The sequence below is a fragment of the Clostridium sp. AM22-11AC genome (assembly GCF_003473545.1).
Lineage (GTDB): Bacteria > Bacillota > Clostridia > Lachnospirales > Lachnospiraceae > Enterocloster.
In genome coordinates this window covers 432,224-449,718 of record NZ_QUCM01000001.1, presented here as the reverse complement: position 1 = coordinate 449,718, position 17,495 = coordinate 432,224, and the positions used below count along the sequence as shown (strand labels likewise).

12 protein-coding genes are annotated in these 17,495 nt (G+C 43.6%); all 12 read left to right on the top strand.

From position 1 onward, the window contains the following. Positions 1-19: 19 nt before the first annotated feature. Positions 20-1,375, top strand: a complete 1,356-nt coding sequence (locus DW251_RS02085; protein WP_118300066.1) for an APC family permease — start codon at positions 20-22, stop codon at positions 1,373-1,375. 12 nt (positions 1,376-1,387) lie between these two features. Further along, positions 1,388-2,536, top strand: a complete 1,149-nt coding sequence (locus DW251_RS02080; RefSeq protein WP_118300065.1) for an amidohydrolase — start codon at positions 1,388-1,390, stop codon at positions 2,534-2,536. Positions 2,537-2,701: 165 nt separating this feature from the next. Beyond that, on the top strand, positions 2,702-4,387 hold the full coding sequence (locus DW251_RS02075) for an AAA family ATPase (RefSeq protein ID WP_118300064.1): 1,686 nt from the start codon (positions 2,702-2,704) through the stop codon (positions 4,385-4,387). Between the two features lie 40 nt (positions 4,388-4,427). Continuing rightward, positions 4,428-5,462, top strand: coding sequence for an aminotransferase class I/II-fold pyridoxal phosphate-dependent enzyme (locus DW251_RS02070; protein ID WP_118300063.1), 1,035 nt, complete (start codon positions 4,428-4,430; stop codon positions 5,460-5,462). Positions 5,463-5,676: 214 nt separating this feature from the next. Next, positions 5,677-7,080 carry an ABC transporter ATP-binding protein gene (locus DW251_RS02065; RefSeq protein WP_021868916.1) on the top strand — a complete coding sequence of 468 codons (1,404 nt, stop codon included), beginning with the start codon at positions 5,677-5,679 and terminating at the stop codon, positions 7,078-7,080. Further along, the gene (locus tag DW251_RS02060) at positions 7,073-10,987 is read left to right on the top strand and encodes a glycosyltransferase (RefSeq protein ID WP_021868917.1); all 3,915 of its coding nucleotides are present in this window, start codon (positions 7,073-7,075) and stop codon (positions 10,985-10,987) included. The genes DW251_RS02065 and DW251_RS02060 overlap by 8 nt, the downstream gene beginning before the upstream one ends. Positions 10,988-11,153: 166 nt before the next feature. Then, positions 11,154-11,861 carry a nucleotidyltransferase family protein gene (locus tag DW251_RS02055; RefSeq protein ID WP_021868918.1) on the top strand — a complete coding sequence of 236 codons (708 nt, stop codon included), beginning with the start codon at positions 11,154-11,156 and terminating at the stop codon, positions 11,859-11,861. A gap of 35 nt (positions 11,862-11,896) precedes the next feature. After that, positions 11,897-12,970 carry a hypothetical protein gene (locus tag DW251_RS02050; protein WP_021868919.1) on the top strand — a complete coding sequence of 358 codons (1,074 nt, stop codon included), beginning with the start codon at positions 11,897-11,899 and terminating at the stop codon, positions 12,968-12,970. Positions 12,971-13,007: 37 nt separating this feature from the next. After that, entirely contained in the window at positions 13,008-13,592 is a 585-nt protein-coding gene (gmhB, locus tag DW251_RS02045; protein ID WP_021868920.1) for a D-glycero-beta-D-manno-heptose 1,7-bisphosphate 7-phosphatase, read from the top strand. Positions 13,593-13,633: 41 nt separating this feature from the next. Further along, complete coding sequence (locus DW251_RS02040) at positions 13,634-14,275, top strand: SIS domain-containing protein (protein ID WP_021868921.1); 642 nt, start codon at positions 13,634-13,636, stop codon at positions 14,273-14,275. Further along, entirely contained in the window at positions 14,265-15,050 is a 786-nt protein-coding gene (locus DW251_RS02035) for a glycosyltransferase family A protein (RefSeq protein ID WP_118300061.1), read from the top strand. The genes DW251_RS02040 and DW251_RS02035 overlap by 11 nt, the downstream gene beginning before the upstream one ends. 23 nt (positions 15,051-15,073) lie before the next feature. Continuing rightward, positions 15,074-17,491: a hypothetical protein gene (locus tag DW251_RS02030; protein ID WP_118300060.1), complete on the top strand. Its 2,418-nt coding sequence runs from the start codon at positions 15,074-15,076 to the stop codon at positions 17,489-17,491. Positions 17,492-17,495: the final 4 nt, after the last annotated feature.

The following is a 17,495-nucleotide window of genomic DNA, read 5'->3' as shown; positions in this document are numbered from 1 at the left end:
AAATTAGAGGGGATAAAAAATGGCAAAGGAACAAGTTGAATTAAAACGTGTTCTGGGCTTTCGAGAATTAATGGCCCAGGCGGTTGGTAACATAATCGGAGCAGGAGTTATGACTCTTTTAGGATCTGCAATCGCTCTTACAGGGCGGTCTCTTCCGCTGTCTTTTCTTGTTGCAACTTTTATTGTAGTAGGTTATGCGCTGCCTTATGTACTGATCTGTAGTACTGCCAGAGTAAAAGGCGGTACTTATACAATGATCGGTATGCTGGCAGGAACAAAATTAACAGGCGTACAGTGTATTATGAATATTCTGGGAAATCTTGGTCTTGGAATGTATGGTTTATCACTGGCTTCTTACTTTATGAGCTTTTTTGGCTTTGGAAACCAGAAAGTGATCGCTTTGATCGCAGTTACGATCTTTTATTTATTAAATGTATTTGGAATTGATAAAATGGCAAAGGCACAGAATGCTATTGTACTGATGTTAAGTATTGCCCTTGGTTTATTTGCAGCATTTGGAATTGTTCATGTTCAGCCGGGATATATGGATCATGATTTTATGACAGGCGGCTGGCTGGGACTGCTCCAGGCAGGTGCGCTGATGACCAATGCAGTAGCAGGTGCTTCTATGATCACCGCCCTTTCAGGCGAGGCAAAGAATCCGACCCGCGATATTCCTATGGTCATCATTACCGCAACACTGGCAGTTGCTGCATTATATTCGGTGATCGCAGTTGTAGCGGCAGATGTTCTTCCTGTAGACCAGGTAGCAGGTGAGAATTTGTCAGTTGTAGCCAAGATCATTCTTCCAAAACCTTTATATGTATTCTTTATGGTATGCGGCGCTATGTTTGCTATTATTTCTACATTGAACGGACAGTTCGCAACTGCCTCCAGACCTCCTCTTCAGGCATGCAGAGACGGATGGTTTCCAGAATGGATGGGATATGTACATCCTAAGTTCCGTACACCAGTAGTCCTTCTTACCATGTTTTACCTGATTTCTGTTTTTACTATTTTATCCGGACTTAAGATCCGTACCATTGCAAACCTGACTATTATCTGCAGCGGTATTACGATCCTGATCACCTGCGTAGCTGTTTTAAGACTTCCAAAAGTATGCCCTACAGGCTGGAAGAATTCCCGTTTTCGCTGCTCTAAGCCGGTACTGATCCTGATCGCTGTATATGCTACAGGTGCAGAACTGTTTAATATTTACCTGAATGCAAGCCAGCTTTCACCTAAAATGTTTATTGGTAATCTGCTGATGATCGCAGGTGCGGTGATCTTTGCTCTCACACGCCATAAATATACCCATATTACTCCAAGTTATGAAGAAAATATGGGAGAAGAAGAACAGGCGGGTAAACAGTAGGAGGAAAAATACATGATCTGTATTAAAAACGGAACTATACATACAGCAGTTAAAAAAGAGACTTTTAAAGGAGACATCCTGATCCAAAACGGAAAGATCCTTAAGATTGGTACAGATCTTGATGGTCAGGCTGATCAGGTGATCCGGGCAGAAGGACTGGAGGTATATCCTGGTTTTATAGATGCTCATTGCCATGTGGGTCTGGATGTATTTGCAGGTGGTCCTATGGGTATGGAGTTTAATGAAACCAATGACCCGGTTACTCCTCAGCTTTCAGCAGTGGATGGATTTAATCCATTTGATCATCATCTGGAACTGGCAAGAGAAGGTGGAGTTACCTGTATCGCAACTGGCCCAGGAAGTTCCAATGCGATTGGAGGCACTTTTGCAGCCTTTAAGACAGTAGGGACCTGGACCGATGATATGGTGGTGAAAAAGGCTGTGGCAATGAAATGTGCTTTTGGCGAGAATCCCAAACGATTTTATCAGAATAAGGGAATTGCCAGCCGTATGACCAATGCAGCTGTGATACGCGCAGCTTTAAGAAAGGCGCAGATTTATCTGGAAAAAGTAGAACGTGCCCAGACAGATCCTGCAAAATATCCGGCTTATGATCAGAAATGTGAAGCATTACTTCCGGTCCTTAGAAAAGAGATCCCTTTAAAAGCACATGTACATCAGGCGAATGATATCCAGACGGCTTTGCGTATTGCAAAGGAATTTGATGTAAATATTACACTGGAACATGTAACAGAAGGCAAATTAAATGCAGATAAGCTGGGACAGTCTGGTGTGTATATGGCAGTAGGACCGTTCTATAATTCAAGTTCTAAACTGGAGTATAAAAATGTAGATCCGGCTACAGCAGGAATTCTTTCAAAAGCAGGTTGTCATGTGTGCCTGATCACAGATGCACCGGTAGTTCCTCTTCAGGGACTTCCAGTGTTTGCTGGAATGGCAATACAGGCGGGGATGGATTCATTTGAAGCATTAAAAGCAATCACTATTAATGCGGCAGAACATCTGGGTCTCCAGGACCGCGTTGGTTCTCTGGAGGAAGGAAAGGATGCTGATATTGTGATTACAGAAGGCTCACCTTTAACATTGGAAGGAAAAGTGAAGTATGTCCTGATCGATGGCAGGATCGTGGTAGAAAAATAAGAAAATATATTTATAAAAATGGCTGTCTGCTGATTTGTGGACAGCCATTTTTCTGTAAATAGTGATGGTTAGAATATTTGTAAAAATCAACACTTCATGGTATCATTAGTTATAGAAGTTATAGAAAAATTTTGCGTACACATAAAATGGAAAGGAGCTGGATCTATGGCAAAGTTAAATATTCCAGTAGGAGTTTCGGATTTTGCAGAACTTCGCAGCAATGGATATTACTATGTAGATAAATCGGGTCTGATCCGTGAAATGTTGACTTCATCGGCAGCTAAAGTGACGCTTATCACGCGACCAAGACGGTTTGGAAAAACCCTTGGTATGAGTATGCTGGAAAATTTTTTTAATATTCGGAAAAACAGTGAAAAACTATTTGAGAATCTGGAAATTTCAGGAAACAGAGAATTGTGCGATCAATGGATGAATCAGTGGCCAGTTATATTTTTTTCTTTAAAGGATATAGATGGTCTGGATTTTCAAAGCGCATATGATCGTCTGGTGGTCCAGCTTTCTAATCTTTGTAAGATGCATGTATATCTTTTACAGAGTGAGGCAATCGATCCGGATGATAAGAAAGTATTTCTGGAATTGAAAGCAGGAACGGCCAGTGAAGCACAGGTCGGTTTTTCTTTAAATACATTAATGCGCATGATGGAGTCTTATTATCGGAAGCCAGTTATTCTTTTACTGGATGAATACGATGTTCCACTGGCAAAAGCAAGCAGTAACGGGTATTATAAAGAAATGCTGTCTGTGATCAAAGGAATGATGAGTACAGCGTTGAAGGACAATCCATTTTTAAAATTTGCGATTATTACTGGCTGTCTTAAAATTGCCAAGGAAAGCATTTTTACTGGAACCAATAATCTGGTTTCTGATACGATCACAGATACCCGGTTAAATGAATATTTTGGATTTATTCAAAAAGATGTAGAGCAGATCCTGAGGGATGCCGGGAGCATAGATCATCTGGAACGTGTAAAAAGCTGGTATGATGGTTATCATTTTGGGCGGATGGATGTATATTGTCCATGGGATGTAATGAATTATATCAGGGATATACAGAGAGATTCAGATACGAGGCCAAAAAGTTATTGGATGAACACAAGTGATAATGGAATTATTCGTTCCTTTATCGATATTGCAGGCAGTAATATTACAAAAAAACTGGAAACATTATTGAATGGTGGGTATATTTTACAGCGTATAGATGAGAATCTGACTTATGATTATCTTCATTCATCAGAGGACAATCTGTGGAGCATCCTTTATCTTACCGGTTATCTTACCAGTATACGGGAAAATGAATTGAAAGAGAAACTTCCAGATGGGATTTCTGCACTTATGATACCAAATGCAGAAATACGGGAAATATTTGAAACAACAGTGATCCAATGGTTTGATGACAGCGCAAAAGCATGGGACAGGAAAAAAATGTTTTCGGCAGTGTGGAAGGGTGACAGCAGGACAGTAATGGAAGAAATGAACCGGCTTTTGCGAAAAACCATCAGCTATCATGATTACAGGGAAGACTTTTATCATGCTTTTCTTGCAGGTATTTTTGCAGGGGCGGGTTATGTGGTAGAATCCAATAAAGAACATGGAGAAGGCCGCAGTGATGTGGTGGTTTATGATCCTGAGGAAGGCCGTGTGGCTATTTTTGAGGCTAAATATTCAAAAACGCTGGAAACTATGGATACAGACTGTCAAAAAGCATTAGATCAGATCAATGAAAAAATGTATGCAAAAGAATATGAAGATGATTTTGATCACATTTTGTGCTATGGTGTTTCCTTTTTTAAGAAACGCTGCTGTATAAAACTGAAAGATGCTAAAGTTTGAAAAAAGAGTACATTAAATTAGCAAAGGGGAAAAATCAAATATGATCCGTTTACACAATGATTATAACCGTGGTGCATGCGAAAAGATATTAGAGAAACTGGCACAGATCAATGGGGAAAGCTATGATGGATATGGGGAAGATACATGGTGTGAGAAGGCGGCTAAGCTGATCCGGGAAAAATGTAAGGCACCGGAAGCTGCTATCCACTTTTTACCGGGAGCTACACAGGCTAACTTCATTGTCCACGCGGCAGCTTTAAGCCCTATCCAGAGTGTGATCTGTCCGGACAGCGGTCATGTATATGCACATGAAGCTGGTTCCATTGAAAATACCGGACACAAGCTGGTGCCTCTTCCTTCAACAGACGGAAAGATCAGCGCAGAGCAGATCCGGGAAGTGGCAGCTTCTTATTACAATAGCGGTGAGCCTAATTATATCTGCGAACCTAAGATGGTATACATTTCATTTCCTACAGAATGGGGAACCATTTATTCAGAGCAGGAATTAAGAGAGATCCGCAAAGTCTGCGATGAGTACGAAATGTACCTGTTTGCAGACGGAGCCAGACTGGGCTATGGCCTTGGTTCTGTGAAAAATGACCTGACACTGGAAAAAATGGCAGAACTGACGGATGTATTTTACATTGGAGGGACCAAGTGCGGCGCTTTATTTGGCGAGGCACTGGTGATCACAAACAAGAAGCTGGCGCGGAAGTTCCGTACTTATATGAAACAGAACGGAGCCGTTCTGGCAAAAGGATGGCTTCTTGGGATGCAGTTTTGTGCCCTGTTAGAGGATGATACTTACGAAAAAATGACAGCCCAGGCAGATGCCTATGCTTTGGAGATCAAGGCTGCATTTAAAGAAAAAGGGATCCGGGAATATGTGGACAGCTATACCAACCAGTTGTTTGTGATCCTGACAGAAGAACAGGCAGAGGTACTGGGAAAAGAATATACCTTTGAACACCAGCAGGATCTGGCTGATGGAAGTAAGGTAGTCCGTTTCTGTACCAGCTGGGCCACAACCGAAGCAGAGAAAGATCAGCTGATCCGGGACATCCGGGCATTATAATATTTACACCCCTAAAATAAGCAATAGAAAGTAAGTAATATAAAAGATGGGAATTCTGTAAAAAGATGATTTTACAGGGTTCCCATTTTCACGTTATTATTGTATTTTCTCATGTAAAATGTGTCTATCTGCTCAGAAATAGTATGAAACAAAGCTATTTTATGCTATACTAAACCCTAAAGTGGAAAACTATGCGATAGAGATGGAGAAACATATGTCAATGAATGAACAGGGAAAGGAAAATGCCATCAGTGTCAGGGATGTGACTAAGGTTTACCGCCTTTATGACAAGCCCATCGACCGGCTGAAGGAATCTGTAAGTATTTCCCATAAAAATTATCACCGTGACTTTTATGCTTTGAAAGGACTGTCTTTCCAGGTAAAAAAGGGAGAGACCGTAGGTATTATCGGTACGAATGGTTCTGGCAAGTCTACCATTTTAAAGATCATTACCGGCGTGCTTACACCTACTTCCGGTCAGGTGGATGTAGACGGAAAAATATCAGCCCTTCTGGAACTGGGTGCCGGTTTCAACATGGATTATACAGGAATTGAAAATGTATACATGAACGGTACCATGATGGGATATACGAAAAAAGAGATGGATGCAAAGCTGCAGGATATCCTGGATTTTGCAGAGATCGGAGATTTCGTATACCAGCCTGTAAAGACTTATTCCAGCGGTATGTTTGTGCGTCTGGCTTTTGCGCTGGCCATCAACGTAGATCCGGAGATCCTGATCGTAGATGAGGCGCTTTCTGTAGGTGACGTATTCTTCCAGTCCAAATGTTACCGGAGAATGGAAGAGATCCGCAAAAAGGGCACCACCATTCTGATGGTTACCCACGATATGGGAAGTATCATCAAGTACTGCGATAAAGTTGTACTGCTGCATAAGGGTGAATTTATTGCAGAAGGTCCGGCTGGAAAAGTGGTAGATATGTATAAGAAGATACTGGCTGGAAAGTTAGATGACCTGCGTGCAGAACTGGCGGCTGAAAAGGCAGCAGAAGAGGGAAAAACAGCAGAACTCCCAGATGGAAAAAGCAGTGCAGAAACGGGAGACAGAAATACCGACGGTACAGAAATGTCCGATTTTTCCGGCGGAATGAATTTATCCCATACAGGCCTTATGCGTGACCAGCTGGCTATTAACACTGACCGCACCGAATATGGAGATGGAAGAGCGGAGATCTATGATCTGGGTCTTTTAGATGCCAGAGGAAATGTGACCAACCTGCTGTTAAAGGGGGAAATGTTCACCATAAAAGAGTGCATCCGTTTCCATGCGGACATCCAGGCTCCTATTTTTACCTATACCATCAAAGATAAAAAGGGAACAGAACTGACTGGAACCAATACCATGTTTGAAGGGGCAGATATCAAGCCGGTGAAGAACGGAGATGAATATACCGTAGAATTTACCCAGAAAATGAACCTTCAGGGTGGTGAGTACCTGTTAAGCATGAGCTGTACCGGCTTTGAACAGGGAGAACATGTGGTGTACCACAGACTTTATGACGTAACCAATATTACCGTTATTTCCAATAAAAATACCGTTGGCGTTTACGATATGGAATCACAGGTAAAGGCGGAAAAGAGGAACGCAGATGAATGACATAAGTTATGAAATTCTGGACTTATTTAAGAAATACGGCGCAGATAAAGAGGGAATCTTAAAAATTTTAGAGGCAGACAGCCGCCCGGAAGTCCTTTATGCCCTTTCAGACATCCGTCGCAATCTTATGGACTGGATGGATTTTTCAGGACAGGAACATGTACTGCAGCTTGGTTCTGACTATGGCGTGATCACAGGTCTGCTTGCAGAGCGCTGCGCCAGTGTTGCAGTTGTAGATGAGAGAGACGAAAATCTGGTAGTGAACCAGAAGATGAATGAAGCACACACCAATATTTCCTATATGAAAGCAGCTGATTTCCAGAAAATGGAAGCAGTTGAAAAAGAAGGAAAATATGATCTGGTAGTTTTACGTGCAGACCGCCCGGATATGGATATTAAGGAATGCTTTACAAGGTTATCCTCATATCTTTCAGAAAACGGCAAGCTGATCTTTGCATGTGAAAATGCCCTTGGTTTAAACTTCCTTTCCGGTGCTGTCCATGATGAGGATGAGACTGCATTTACAAAGGGAGAACTGGAAGAAGCTTTGAAAGAAGCAGGACTTTCCAAAGTGGAATTTTATTATCCTATGCCGGAATATAAGCGGGCAGTATCTGTTTATTCTGACCGGTATCTTCCGGGAAAGGGAGATATCCCTCATGTGACGGCAGTATATGACAGACAGCGCTGGGCCTGCATCCATGAAGACGAGATCTCCGATAAACTGGTGCAGGAAAAGGCCTTCGGTCTGTTTTCCAATGCATATCTGGCAGTAGCATCTAAGGGAGCAGAGAGTTTTAAGACAGTATTTGCAAAATACAACAGTACCAGAAAAGAAGAATTCCAGATCCGGACTGCAATTCTGGAAGAAAATGGAAAACGATATGTGGAAAAGACGCCTCTTACAGAAAAGGCGGCAGGGCATATCAGTTCCATGAGTGAAAAATATGAGAAATTATCAAAGGTAAATTCCGGGGTAAAAGTGCTGGCACCTGTGTATTCCGAAGATAAAAAGGCAGTCCGCTTTGAATTTTTAAAGGGAAGAACACTGGCAGAGATCTTAGGAGAACAGATCCGGGGAAAGAAAGCACCGGTAGAAGCTTTAAAAGCAGCGATCGATCAGGTATTTGGACAGGCAGTTCTTAAAAATGAGCCATTTGCTCCAACAGACCCGTTTAAAGAGGTATTTGGTGACAGTGAAGATGTTCTTTCCTTACAGGATACTTCCTATGAAGTCAGCAACATTGATGGCCTCTTTGAAAATCTGATGGAGACTGAGGACGGACTTTACTGTATGGATTATGAATGGGTATTTGATTTCCCAATTCCATCCGGTTTTGTCCGCTACCGCAATCTGGTTTACTTCTATTATAAATATGAAGGACTGATGGAGTATGAAAATGCAACCCAGTTCTTAAAAGAGTTTGGAATGGATGAGAAGCTGGCAGAAACCTATGCTTCTATGGAAGTAGCATTCCAGACCTGGGTACATGGAGACGGTACTCAGGGATACCTTGGCAATTACAAGCAGCGTCTGGTGACACTGGAAGAATTAAAGGCCCAGGAAAAGGAACTGGCTCAGGCAAGAGAGCGGATCAACCAGCTTCAGGCAGAGGTAGAAGAGCGCAATATCCAGGTAAAGAAAGACCAGGAGATCCTGCGTCTTACCAATAACCATGTGACCAACCTGGAAGTGATGATCAAAGACCTGCGCCATGAGGTGAATGAACTGGGCAAGCTGGCTACCTATTTAAATGGACATGAAGCAGTGATCTTTAAAATGCGCCGGAAACTGGGAGAACAGGTAAACAAGGCATTTCCAAAGGGAACCAGAAAACGCAAACTTTTAAATTACAGTTTTAATACAGTAAAGCATCCGGTTAAATACGGAAAAATGTATGCCACCAAAGAGGGACGCAACCTCATCGAAGGTGACTTTAAGATCGGAGAAGGTTATCTTACCGGCGGACATCTTTCTTTCCCGCAATATGAGAACCCGACTGTTTCTATTGTAATTCCGTGCTATAACCAGATCCATTATACCTATGCCTGCTTACAGTCCATTCTGGAATTTACCAAAGATGTGACGTATGAGGTTATTATTGCAGATGATGTTTCTACGGATGCTACTGCAGAGATTAGCCGTTTTGTAGACGGCCTTGTGATCTGCCGCAACCAGACCAACCAGGGCTTCCTTCGCAACTGCAACCAGGCTGCCAAGGCTGCAAAAGGCAAGTATATCATGTTCTTAAACAATGATACCAAGGTTACAGAAGGCTGGCTTTCTTCCCTGGTGAACCTGATCGAGTCAGATGATACCATTGGTATGGTTGGTTCCAAGCTGGTTTACCCGGATGGAAGATTACAGGAAGCAGGCGGTATTATCTGGAGCGATGGTTCCGGCTGGAATTACGGCCGTTTGGATGATCCGGATAAGGCAGAATATAACTATGTAAAAGATGTAGACTATATTTCAGGTGCAGCCATTTTGCTGTCAGTAGATTTATGGAAGCAGATCGGCGGCTTTGATGAACGTTTTGCTCCTGCTTACTGCGAAGACTCTGACCTGGCATTTGAGGTAAGAAAAGCCGGTTACAGAGTGGTTTACCAGCCCCTTTCCAAAGTCATTCATTTTGAGGGCGTTTCCAATGGTACGGATGTAAACGGTACCGGACTAAAGCGTTATCAGGTGGAAAACAGCCAGAAATTAAAGGAAAAATGGGCGGATGAGTTTAAGAAGCAGTGCGTCAATGACGGAAATCCAAACCCATTCCGTGCAAGAGAGCGCAGTCAGGGCAAGAAAGTCATTTTAGTAGTGGATCATTATGTTCCTACCTTTGATAAAGACGCTGGTTCCAAGACAACCTATCAGTATCTGAAAATGTTCTTAAAGAAAGGCTATGTTGTCAAGTTCCTGGGAGATAACTTCCTTCATGAAGAGCCATATTCTACCACTCTTCAGCAGATGGGAATTGAGATCCTTTATGGGGATCACTGGGCTACCGGTCTTTGGGACTGGCTGAAATTAAATAAAGATGAGATCGACGTTGCTTATCTGAACAGACCTCATATTGCTACCAAATATGTAGACTTCATCAAGGAAAATACCAATATCAAGGTGATCTACTATGGTCATGACCTGCACTTCTTACGTCTGGGCCGTGAATATGAGCTGACCGGGGATATTAATATTAAGAGAGAGGCTGATTACTGGAGGGCCATTGAACTTTCCATGATGCGCAAGGCGGCTATTTCCTATTATCCGTCTTATGTGGAGATCAACGCCATTCATGCTATTGATCCAGAAATCAAGGCAAAAGCCATTACTGCGTATGTATACGATCACTTCCTGACAAATATCCAGGAAGACTTTGCAAAGAGAGAAGGACTGCTGTTTGTGGGCGGTTTTGCCCATCCGCCGAATGCAGATGCTGTGCTCTGGTTTGCAAAGGAAATCTTCCCGTATATCAGGGAGCAGCTGCCGGATATTAAATTCTATGTAGTCGGTTCCAAGGTAACAGATGAGATCAAAGCCTTAGAGCAGCCTGGAAACGGTATCATCATCAAGGGCTTTGTCAGTGAAGAAGAGCTGGCAAACCTGTATGCTTCTTGCAAGGTAGTGGTAGTTCCCCTGCGTTACGGTGCAGGTGTAAAGGGCAAAGTGGTAGAAGCAATCTATAACGGCGCACCGATCATTACCACCAGCACCGGTGCCGAAGGCATACCGCAGGTAGAGCAGGTTCTTGAAGTAGAAGATGATCCAAAGACATTTGCAGATAAGACAGTAGCTTTGTATCAGGATAATGACCGCTGCCGCCAGATGTGCGAAGGAACCCAGAAGTATATCAGGGAACACTTCAGCATGGATGGGGCATGGAAGGTAATAGAGGAAGACTTTTCGCGATAGCAATGAGCAATGCGAAAAAACTTCTCAGACGAAACTGAGAAAAGTTTACTTTCCGAAGATACGGCTGAGAAGTTTTTTCATAGGGCGAATGCCCGCGACCGAGAAAATGTGTAGCATTTTGGAGGTTAGCACTGCAAAAAAGGGAAAAACAGAACAGGAGAATAAAATGCAGGCAATCTTATTAGCCGGAGGTTTGGGAACCAGACTTCGCAGTGTAGTAAGCGACAGACCAAAGCCAATGGCACTGATCGAGGATAAACCATTTATGGAATATGTGACCAGGGAGCTGGTGCGCAGCGGCATTACAGAGATCATTTTCGCTGTAGGTTACAAAGGTTCCATGGTGGAAGAATATTTTAAAGACGGAAGTGAATTCGGCTTCCAGGCTTCCTATGCCTATGAGGAAACTCTTTTAGGCACAGCGGGCGCTATTAAAAATGCAGGTAAGTTTATTACAGAAGACCGTTTTTATGTGTTAAACGCAGACACCTTTTACCAGATCGACTATACCCGTCTGGCAAAACAGCAGGATGATCAGAACCTGGATATGGCTCTGGTGCTGCGCCAGGTGCCGGATGTGTCCCGCTATGGCAAAGCCATTTTAGATGAAAATGGCATTCTCACCGGATTTAATGAAAAAACAGCAGATCCGGTGCCGGGAACCATTAACGGCGGTATTTATCTTATGAAAAAGAGCCTGTTAGAGGAGATTCCGGAGGGCAAAGTATCTCTTGAAAATGAGATGATCCCCAAGTGGCTTTCTGAAGGAAAGAAACTGGGCGGTTTTGTAAATGACGGCTATTTCATTGACATCGGTATTCCGGAAGCATATTTCCAGTTCCAGGAAGATGTAAAAACGGGAGTTGTACATTAATTATCGGCATACATGGGTCCGAAAGGAGAAAAACTATGGTGATCAGAGGCAGAGCGCCCCTTCGCGTCAGCTTTGGCGGCGGCGGCACAGATGTAGCACCATTCTGTGAGCAGCAGGGCGGCGCTATTATCGGAAGTACCATTAATAAATACGCATATTGTTCTATCGTACCAAGAAAGGATGACCAGATCATCGTCCACTCTCTGGATTTCGATATGACAGTAAAATACAACACAAATGAAAATTATGTCTATGACGGACGCTTAGACCTGGTAACAGCAGCCTTAAAGGCAATGGATATCAAGCAGGGCTGCGAAGTTTACTTACAGTGTGATGCACCTCCAGGCTCCGGCCTTGGAACCTCTTCTACCGTCATGGTTGCTATGCTTACTGCTATGGCACGGTGGAAAGGTATTATGTTAGATGCCTATGCAATGGCTGATCTGGCATATGAGGTAGAGAGAGAAGACTTAAAGATCGATGGCGGATACCAGGATCAGTATGCGGCAACCTTCGGCGGCTTTAATTTCATTGAGTTCCATGGACGCAACAATGTAGTGGTAAACCCGCTGCGTATTAAAAAAGACATTATCCATGAACTGCAGTATAACCTGCTGTTATGCTATACCGGAAAGATCCATGTTTCTGCCAATATCATCAAAGACCAGGTGCAGAACTATGAGAAGAAAGATGCTTTTGACGCGATGTGCGAGGTAAAGGCACTGGCTTATGCCATGAAGGATGAACTGTTAAAAGGCAATCTCCACAGTTTTGGCAAGCTGTTAGACTATGGCTGGCAGAGCAAAAAGCGTATGAGCAATAAGATCTCCAATCCGCAGATCGACGAGCTGTATGCAGAGGCATTAAAGGCCGGGGCGTTAGGCGGAAAGCTTTTAGGAGCAGGCGGCGGCGGATACCTGTTAATGTACTGCCCATACAATGTGCGCCATAAAGTAGCAGCCCGTATGGAAGCTATGGGCGGACAGTTAGCTGACTGGAACTTTGAACTTCGCGGCGCCCAGAGCTGGGTAGCAGACGAAGACCGCTGGCAGTATGACAAGGTAAAAGTACAGATGCCAAACGGAGAATATTGTTTTAATCTGAAATAAAAAACTATAAATCGTTATAGAAATGGGAAACAATATCGTGGAACATACATTAAATAAAGTAGTATTTTTAGACCGGGACGGCACTTTAAACGAAGAAGTGAATTATCTTCATAAACCGGAAGATATGAAGCTTCTTCCGGGAGTGCCCCAGGCTTTAAAGAAGCTGAAAGATGCCGGATATAAGCTGATCGTAGTCACCAACCAGGCGGGAGTGGCAAGAGGGTATTATACAGAAGAAGATGTAAAAATCCTTCACCAGTATATGAACCAGCTGTTAGAAAAAGAGGGAGCAGAAATTGATGCCTTTTATTATTGCCCTCATCATCCGGTACATGGTATCGGTGCATACAAAAAAGTGTGTAATTGCCGCAAACCGGGAACCGGCATGTTTGAAATGGCAGAAAAGGATTTTCCGGTGGACAGGGCTGCTTCCTATATGATCGGGGACAAGCTTCTTGATACAGAAGCCGGACAGAAATTTGGAGTCACCTCTATTTTAGTAGGAACCGGATATGGGGCAGAGCTTCATAAAGAACAGCAGGAAAATGGTGAAAAACCGCCGTATGTCCACTATGCAGCTGATCTTGAACAGGCAGCACAATGGATACTGGAAAGAAAATAAAACCTGGAAAAAGAAGTTCTGGCAAAAGGAGAAAATCGTATATGAAAGAACTTAGATTTTTGGATGAATTAGTACAGCGTTATCCGGTGCTTGAGCCGGTAAAAGGAGACATCCTTAAGGCATATGAGATCATGAGAGACTGCTATGAAAAGGGCGGGAAACTGATGATCGCAGGCAATGGCGGAAGCTGCTCTGACAGCGAACATATTGTAGGAGAGCTGATGAAAGGCTTTGTAAAACGCCGTCCTGTATCAGCAGAACTAGCCCAGGCTTTAAAGGCAGCAGACCCTCAGATGGGGGAAAAACTGGCAGAAAATCTCCAGGGCGGACTTCCGGCCATTGCACTCACCGGCCATGGGGCATTGACTACCGCTTTTTCCAATGATGTAAACGGAGATATGGTATTTGCCCAGCAGCTGTATGGCTACGCTAAAAAAGGAGATGTATTCCTGGGAATTACGACTTCCGGCAATTCTAAAAATGTGCTTTATGCAGCAACTGCAGCAAAAGCATTAGGTGTGACTGTGATCGGACTGACCGGCCGTGACGGCGGACGGATCAAAGAATTTTCAGATGTATCTATCATCGTTCCGGTACAGGAAACCTTTAAGATCCAGGAACTGCATCTTCCTGTATACCATGCCCTGTGCTTAATGCTGGAGGATCATTTTTATGAGTCATAAGCATGTATATGCGATCCCTGCCTATGGGGATTCTCCTTATCTGGAAAGCTGCATAAAGTCTTTGAAAGCCCAGAATGTAACTTCGCCGGTGATCCTTTGTACTTCCACACCAAGCCCGTTTTTGGGAGCTATGGCAGAAAAATATGATCTGCCCTACTACATCCGGGAAGGAAAAAGCAATATCCGGGATGACTGGAACTATGCTTATTCCATGGCAGATGCAGAGTTTGTCACTATTGCCCATCAGGACGATATGTACTGCAAAAACTATGGGGAAGAACTGTTAAAGGCAGCTGAAAAATATCCGGATATGACTGTATTTACCTCTGATTATGCCATTGTGAAAAATAAAAAGGTAATTACCGGGGATAAAATGCTGTGGGTGAAGCGTCTTTTACGTCTTCCCCTTCGGTTTCATATTCTTTGCGGTTTAAAATGGATAAAAATAATGCCCCTGGTACTTGGCAATCCCATCTGCTGTCCGGCAACAACCTACAGCAAAAAGCGGTTGGGAGAACCATTTGTCCAGTCTGAGTATCAGTTTGCCTTAGACTGGGACCACATGGTACAGCTGGCAGGAGAAAAAGGCAGGTTTATCTGTGTGGAAAAGCCGCTGATCTATTACCGGGTCCATGAGGGCGCTACTACAAATGCCTGCATCAAAGACAACCGGAGAGCCAGGGAAGAGGCAGAAATGTTTGCCAGATTTTGGCCTAAAGCGGTAGTAAAACTCATCATGAAGGGATATTCTTCCGCTTATAAGGAATACGAGTAAAGAGTTAAAAGGAACAAGTTAAAATGGGGAGTAGACGAGGGAAAGAAGGTCTTTTGCTGGCTGTATTCTGGGTGGTGGCAATTGCTCTGATCGGGACAGCTGCAAACAGACTGATACTTCATGGCCCTTTGGGGAGAACATTACAAAAGAAAGAAACAGGACGGATGCTAATGGAACTGTCTGTCCTGTTTTTATGGAATTTATGGTGGTTATGCCTGGCAGTAAAAAGCAGGGAAAAAAGAGGACTGGCTATAGCCTGTCTGATACCCGGCTGGCTTTTGTTCCTCTGGGGACACAGGATACTGATCCCGCTGATAGGGGCTGGTGTGTGGATGGGAACGCTGGCTGGATATGGCATTTGCATCAACAACTGTTTTTTGGAAAATATTGGAAGAAAAAACAAAGTTGTTTTTCCTGTCTGGGAGAAGATCCTTCTGGGGCTGACCACCGGAAGCGCAGCATGGATGGTCCTTGTATGTGCAGTATCTCTTACAGGACATGGGGGAATCGGGCTCTGGAGAAAGCTGGCGTTGCTGCTTGCTCTGGGGATTACGGCAATTTTCCTGTGGAAAAATAAAAAAAATTTTGGCAGGTCTGTGGATAACTGTCTGAAAACAGAACAGATTGCAGATATGTCAGGGATGAAAAAACAGAATGTGGTCAGTAAGTGCAGCAATCTATTCCGTGCAGTCATGCCGGAAACCGTGCTTCAGGCAGCTCTTCTTGCATTCATCCTCACCATGTTCTTTCTTCAGGCAGGCCGTTCAAACCATGAACTGGACTATGACTCTCTCCACTATGGACTGCGTTCCGCCTATGTCCTGGATAATGGAAACGGTATTTATAAAAATCTGGGGCTGATCAATCTGGTGTATACCTACAGCAAGGGAGCAGAAGTACTGGTGCTTCCCTTATCCGGTACACCGACTTACGGATTTGTCCTTTCCTTTACTTTCTGGACAACCATAGTCAGTGTAGTGACAGCCGCAGTTATGGGTGCGCGTTTCAGCGGAAAAACAGTCGGTTTCTGGACAGGAGCGCTGGTCAGTGCGATCCCAGGTATTATGAATATGGCGGTTTCTGCTAAAAGTGACAGTATTACCTTAATGTGTCAGCTTATTATTTATGATTTTCTCTGTCTGGCAGTTGTCAGAGAAAATATATGGCTCATCTTTGCGGTAGCTGTTTATCTTCTTTCACTGGTTTACAAACCAACGGCTCTTGTATTTTCTACAGCCTTAGGCGGTGTGGGGCTTGTCAGTCTCCTGATCTTTAAAAAGACAGGAAAACCGGAAAAAAGAGCATTTTTAACATGGATCCTGCCATTATTTGCAACAGCAGGATTGTGGTATCGAACCTGGCTGCTTACAGGAGTTCCGGTAACTTCTGTATATGCAAATTTCTTTGAAAAGATAGGTTTTAAAGTAAAATATCCCTATAACTTTTCCCATGTGATCGGTGATCCGTCTGTCCTTTCCAGGGGAGAAAAAATACACCGGCTGCTGGAACGGTTAAAGGGAGTACTGATCTCTCCGGTAGGAGAAGATATGGAACACGTGATCATTGCCTGGGGAACAGTGCTTGTAACAGCACTCCTGTTATTCTGGATCTTTCAGGTAATAACGAGGTTTATAAAGCATCAGCAGATCTCCCAGTTAGATTTCTTTGATGGTTTTCTTATGATCACACTGTTAATTGGTTCCGCGGCCAGCATTTACACACTTGCCCAGATAGATGGAAATTATTTCATACTGGTGTATGCAGTAGCGGCGATCAGTACCGTGCGGATCACAGGATACTGGCTAAAAACAGAAGAGACAGAAAACATTGCCGCAGTTACAACAGGCAGTGCAGCAGTGGAAACGAAAAAGATCCTCAGGTCCGGCATCTGTTTACTGGCCGTTCCATTCTTTCTCTTCAATACCCTGATCGCATCCTCTACCAGCTGGGCAGGATGCCCGGGCTTTACCTCTTTTAAACTGGTAAACAGAGGATATTATGACCATCGTCATCATACACATAAAAGCTGGGAACGAAGAGGCTGTAAGGAACTTTATTCCCGTTTTACACCTAAAACCCGGGTAGTAGCCTTTGGCTTTCACCCCCAGGTGTTAGATATGGCCTGCAGCGTCCAGAGTTATTATGATATAACAGGAAGCGGTGGGGATGTGTATCTTGTAAAAAAACTGGCATATTTTGAAGAATATTTAAAATGGGCCGGAACCGAATATATATATGTACAGGCGGGATATCTGGCAGACCAGCCCAGAGCCACACAGATCATCGAAGATATGATCGCAGAAGGGACCTTAAGAGATCTTACCTTTGAATGGGGAAATATGCTGGCAAAAGTAGATCTGGATCATCCATTTAAAGAACCGGATGAACGATTAGTACAGTTGTTCCGTGACAATTACAGCATGGAGAAAAACGGGAACTAGTTTA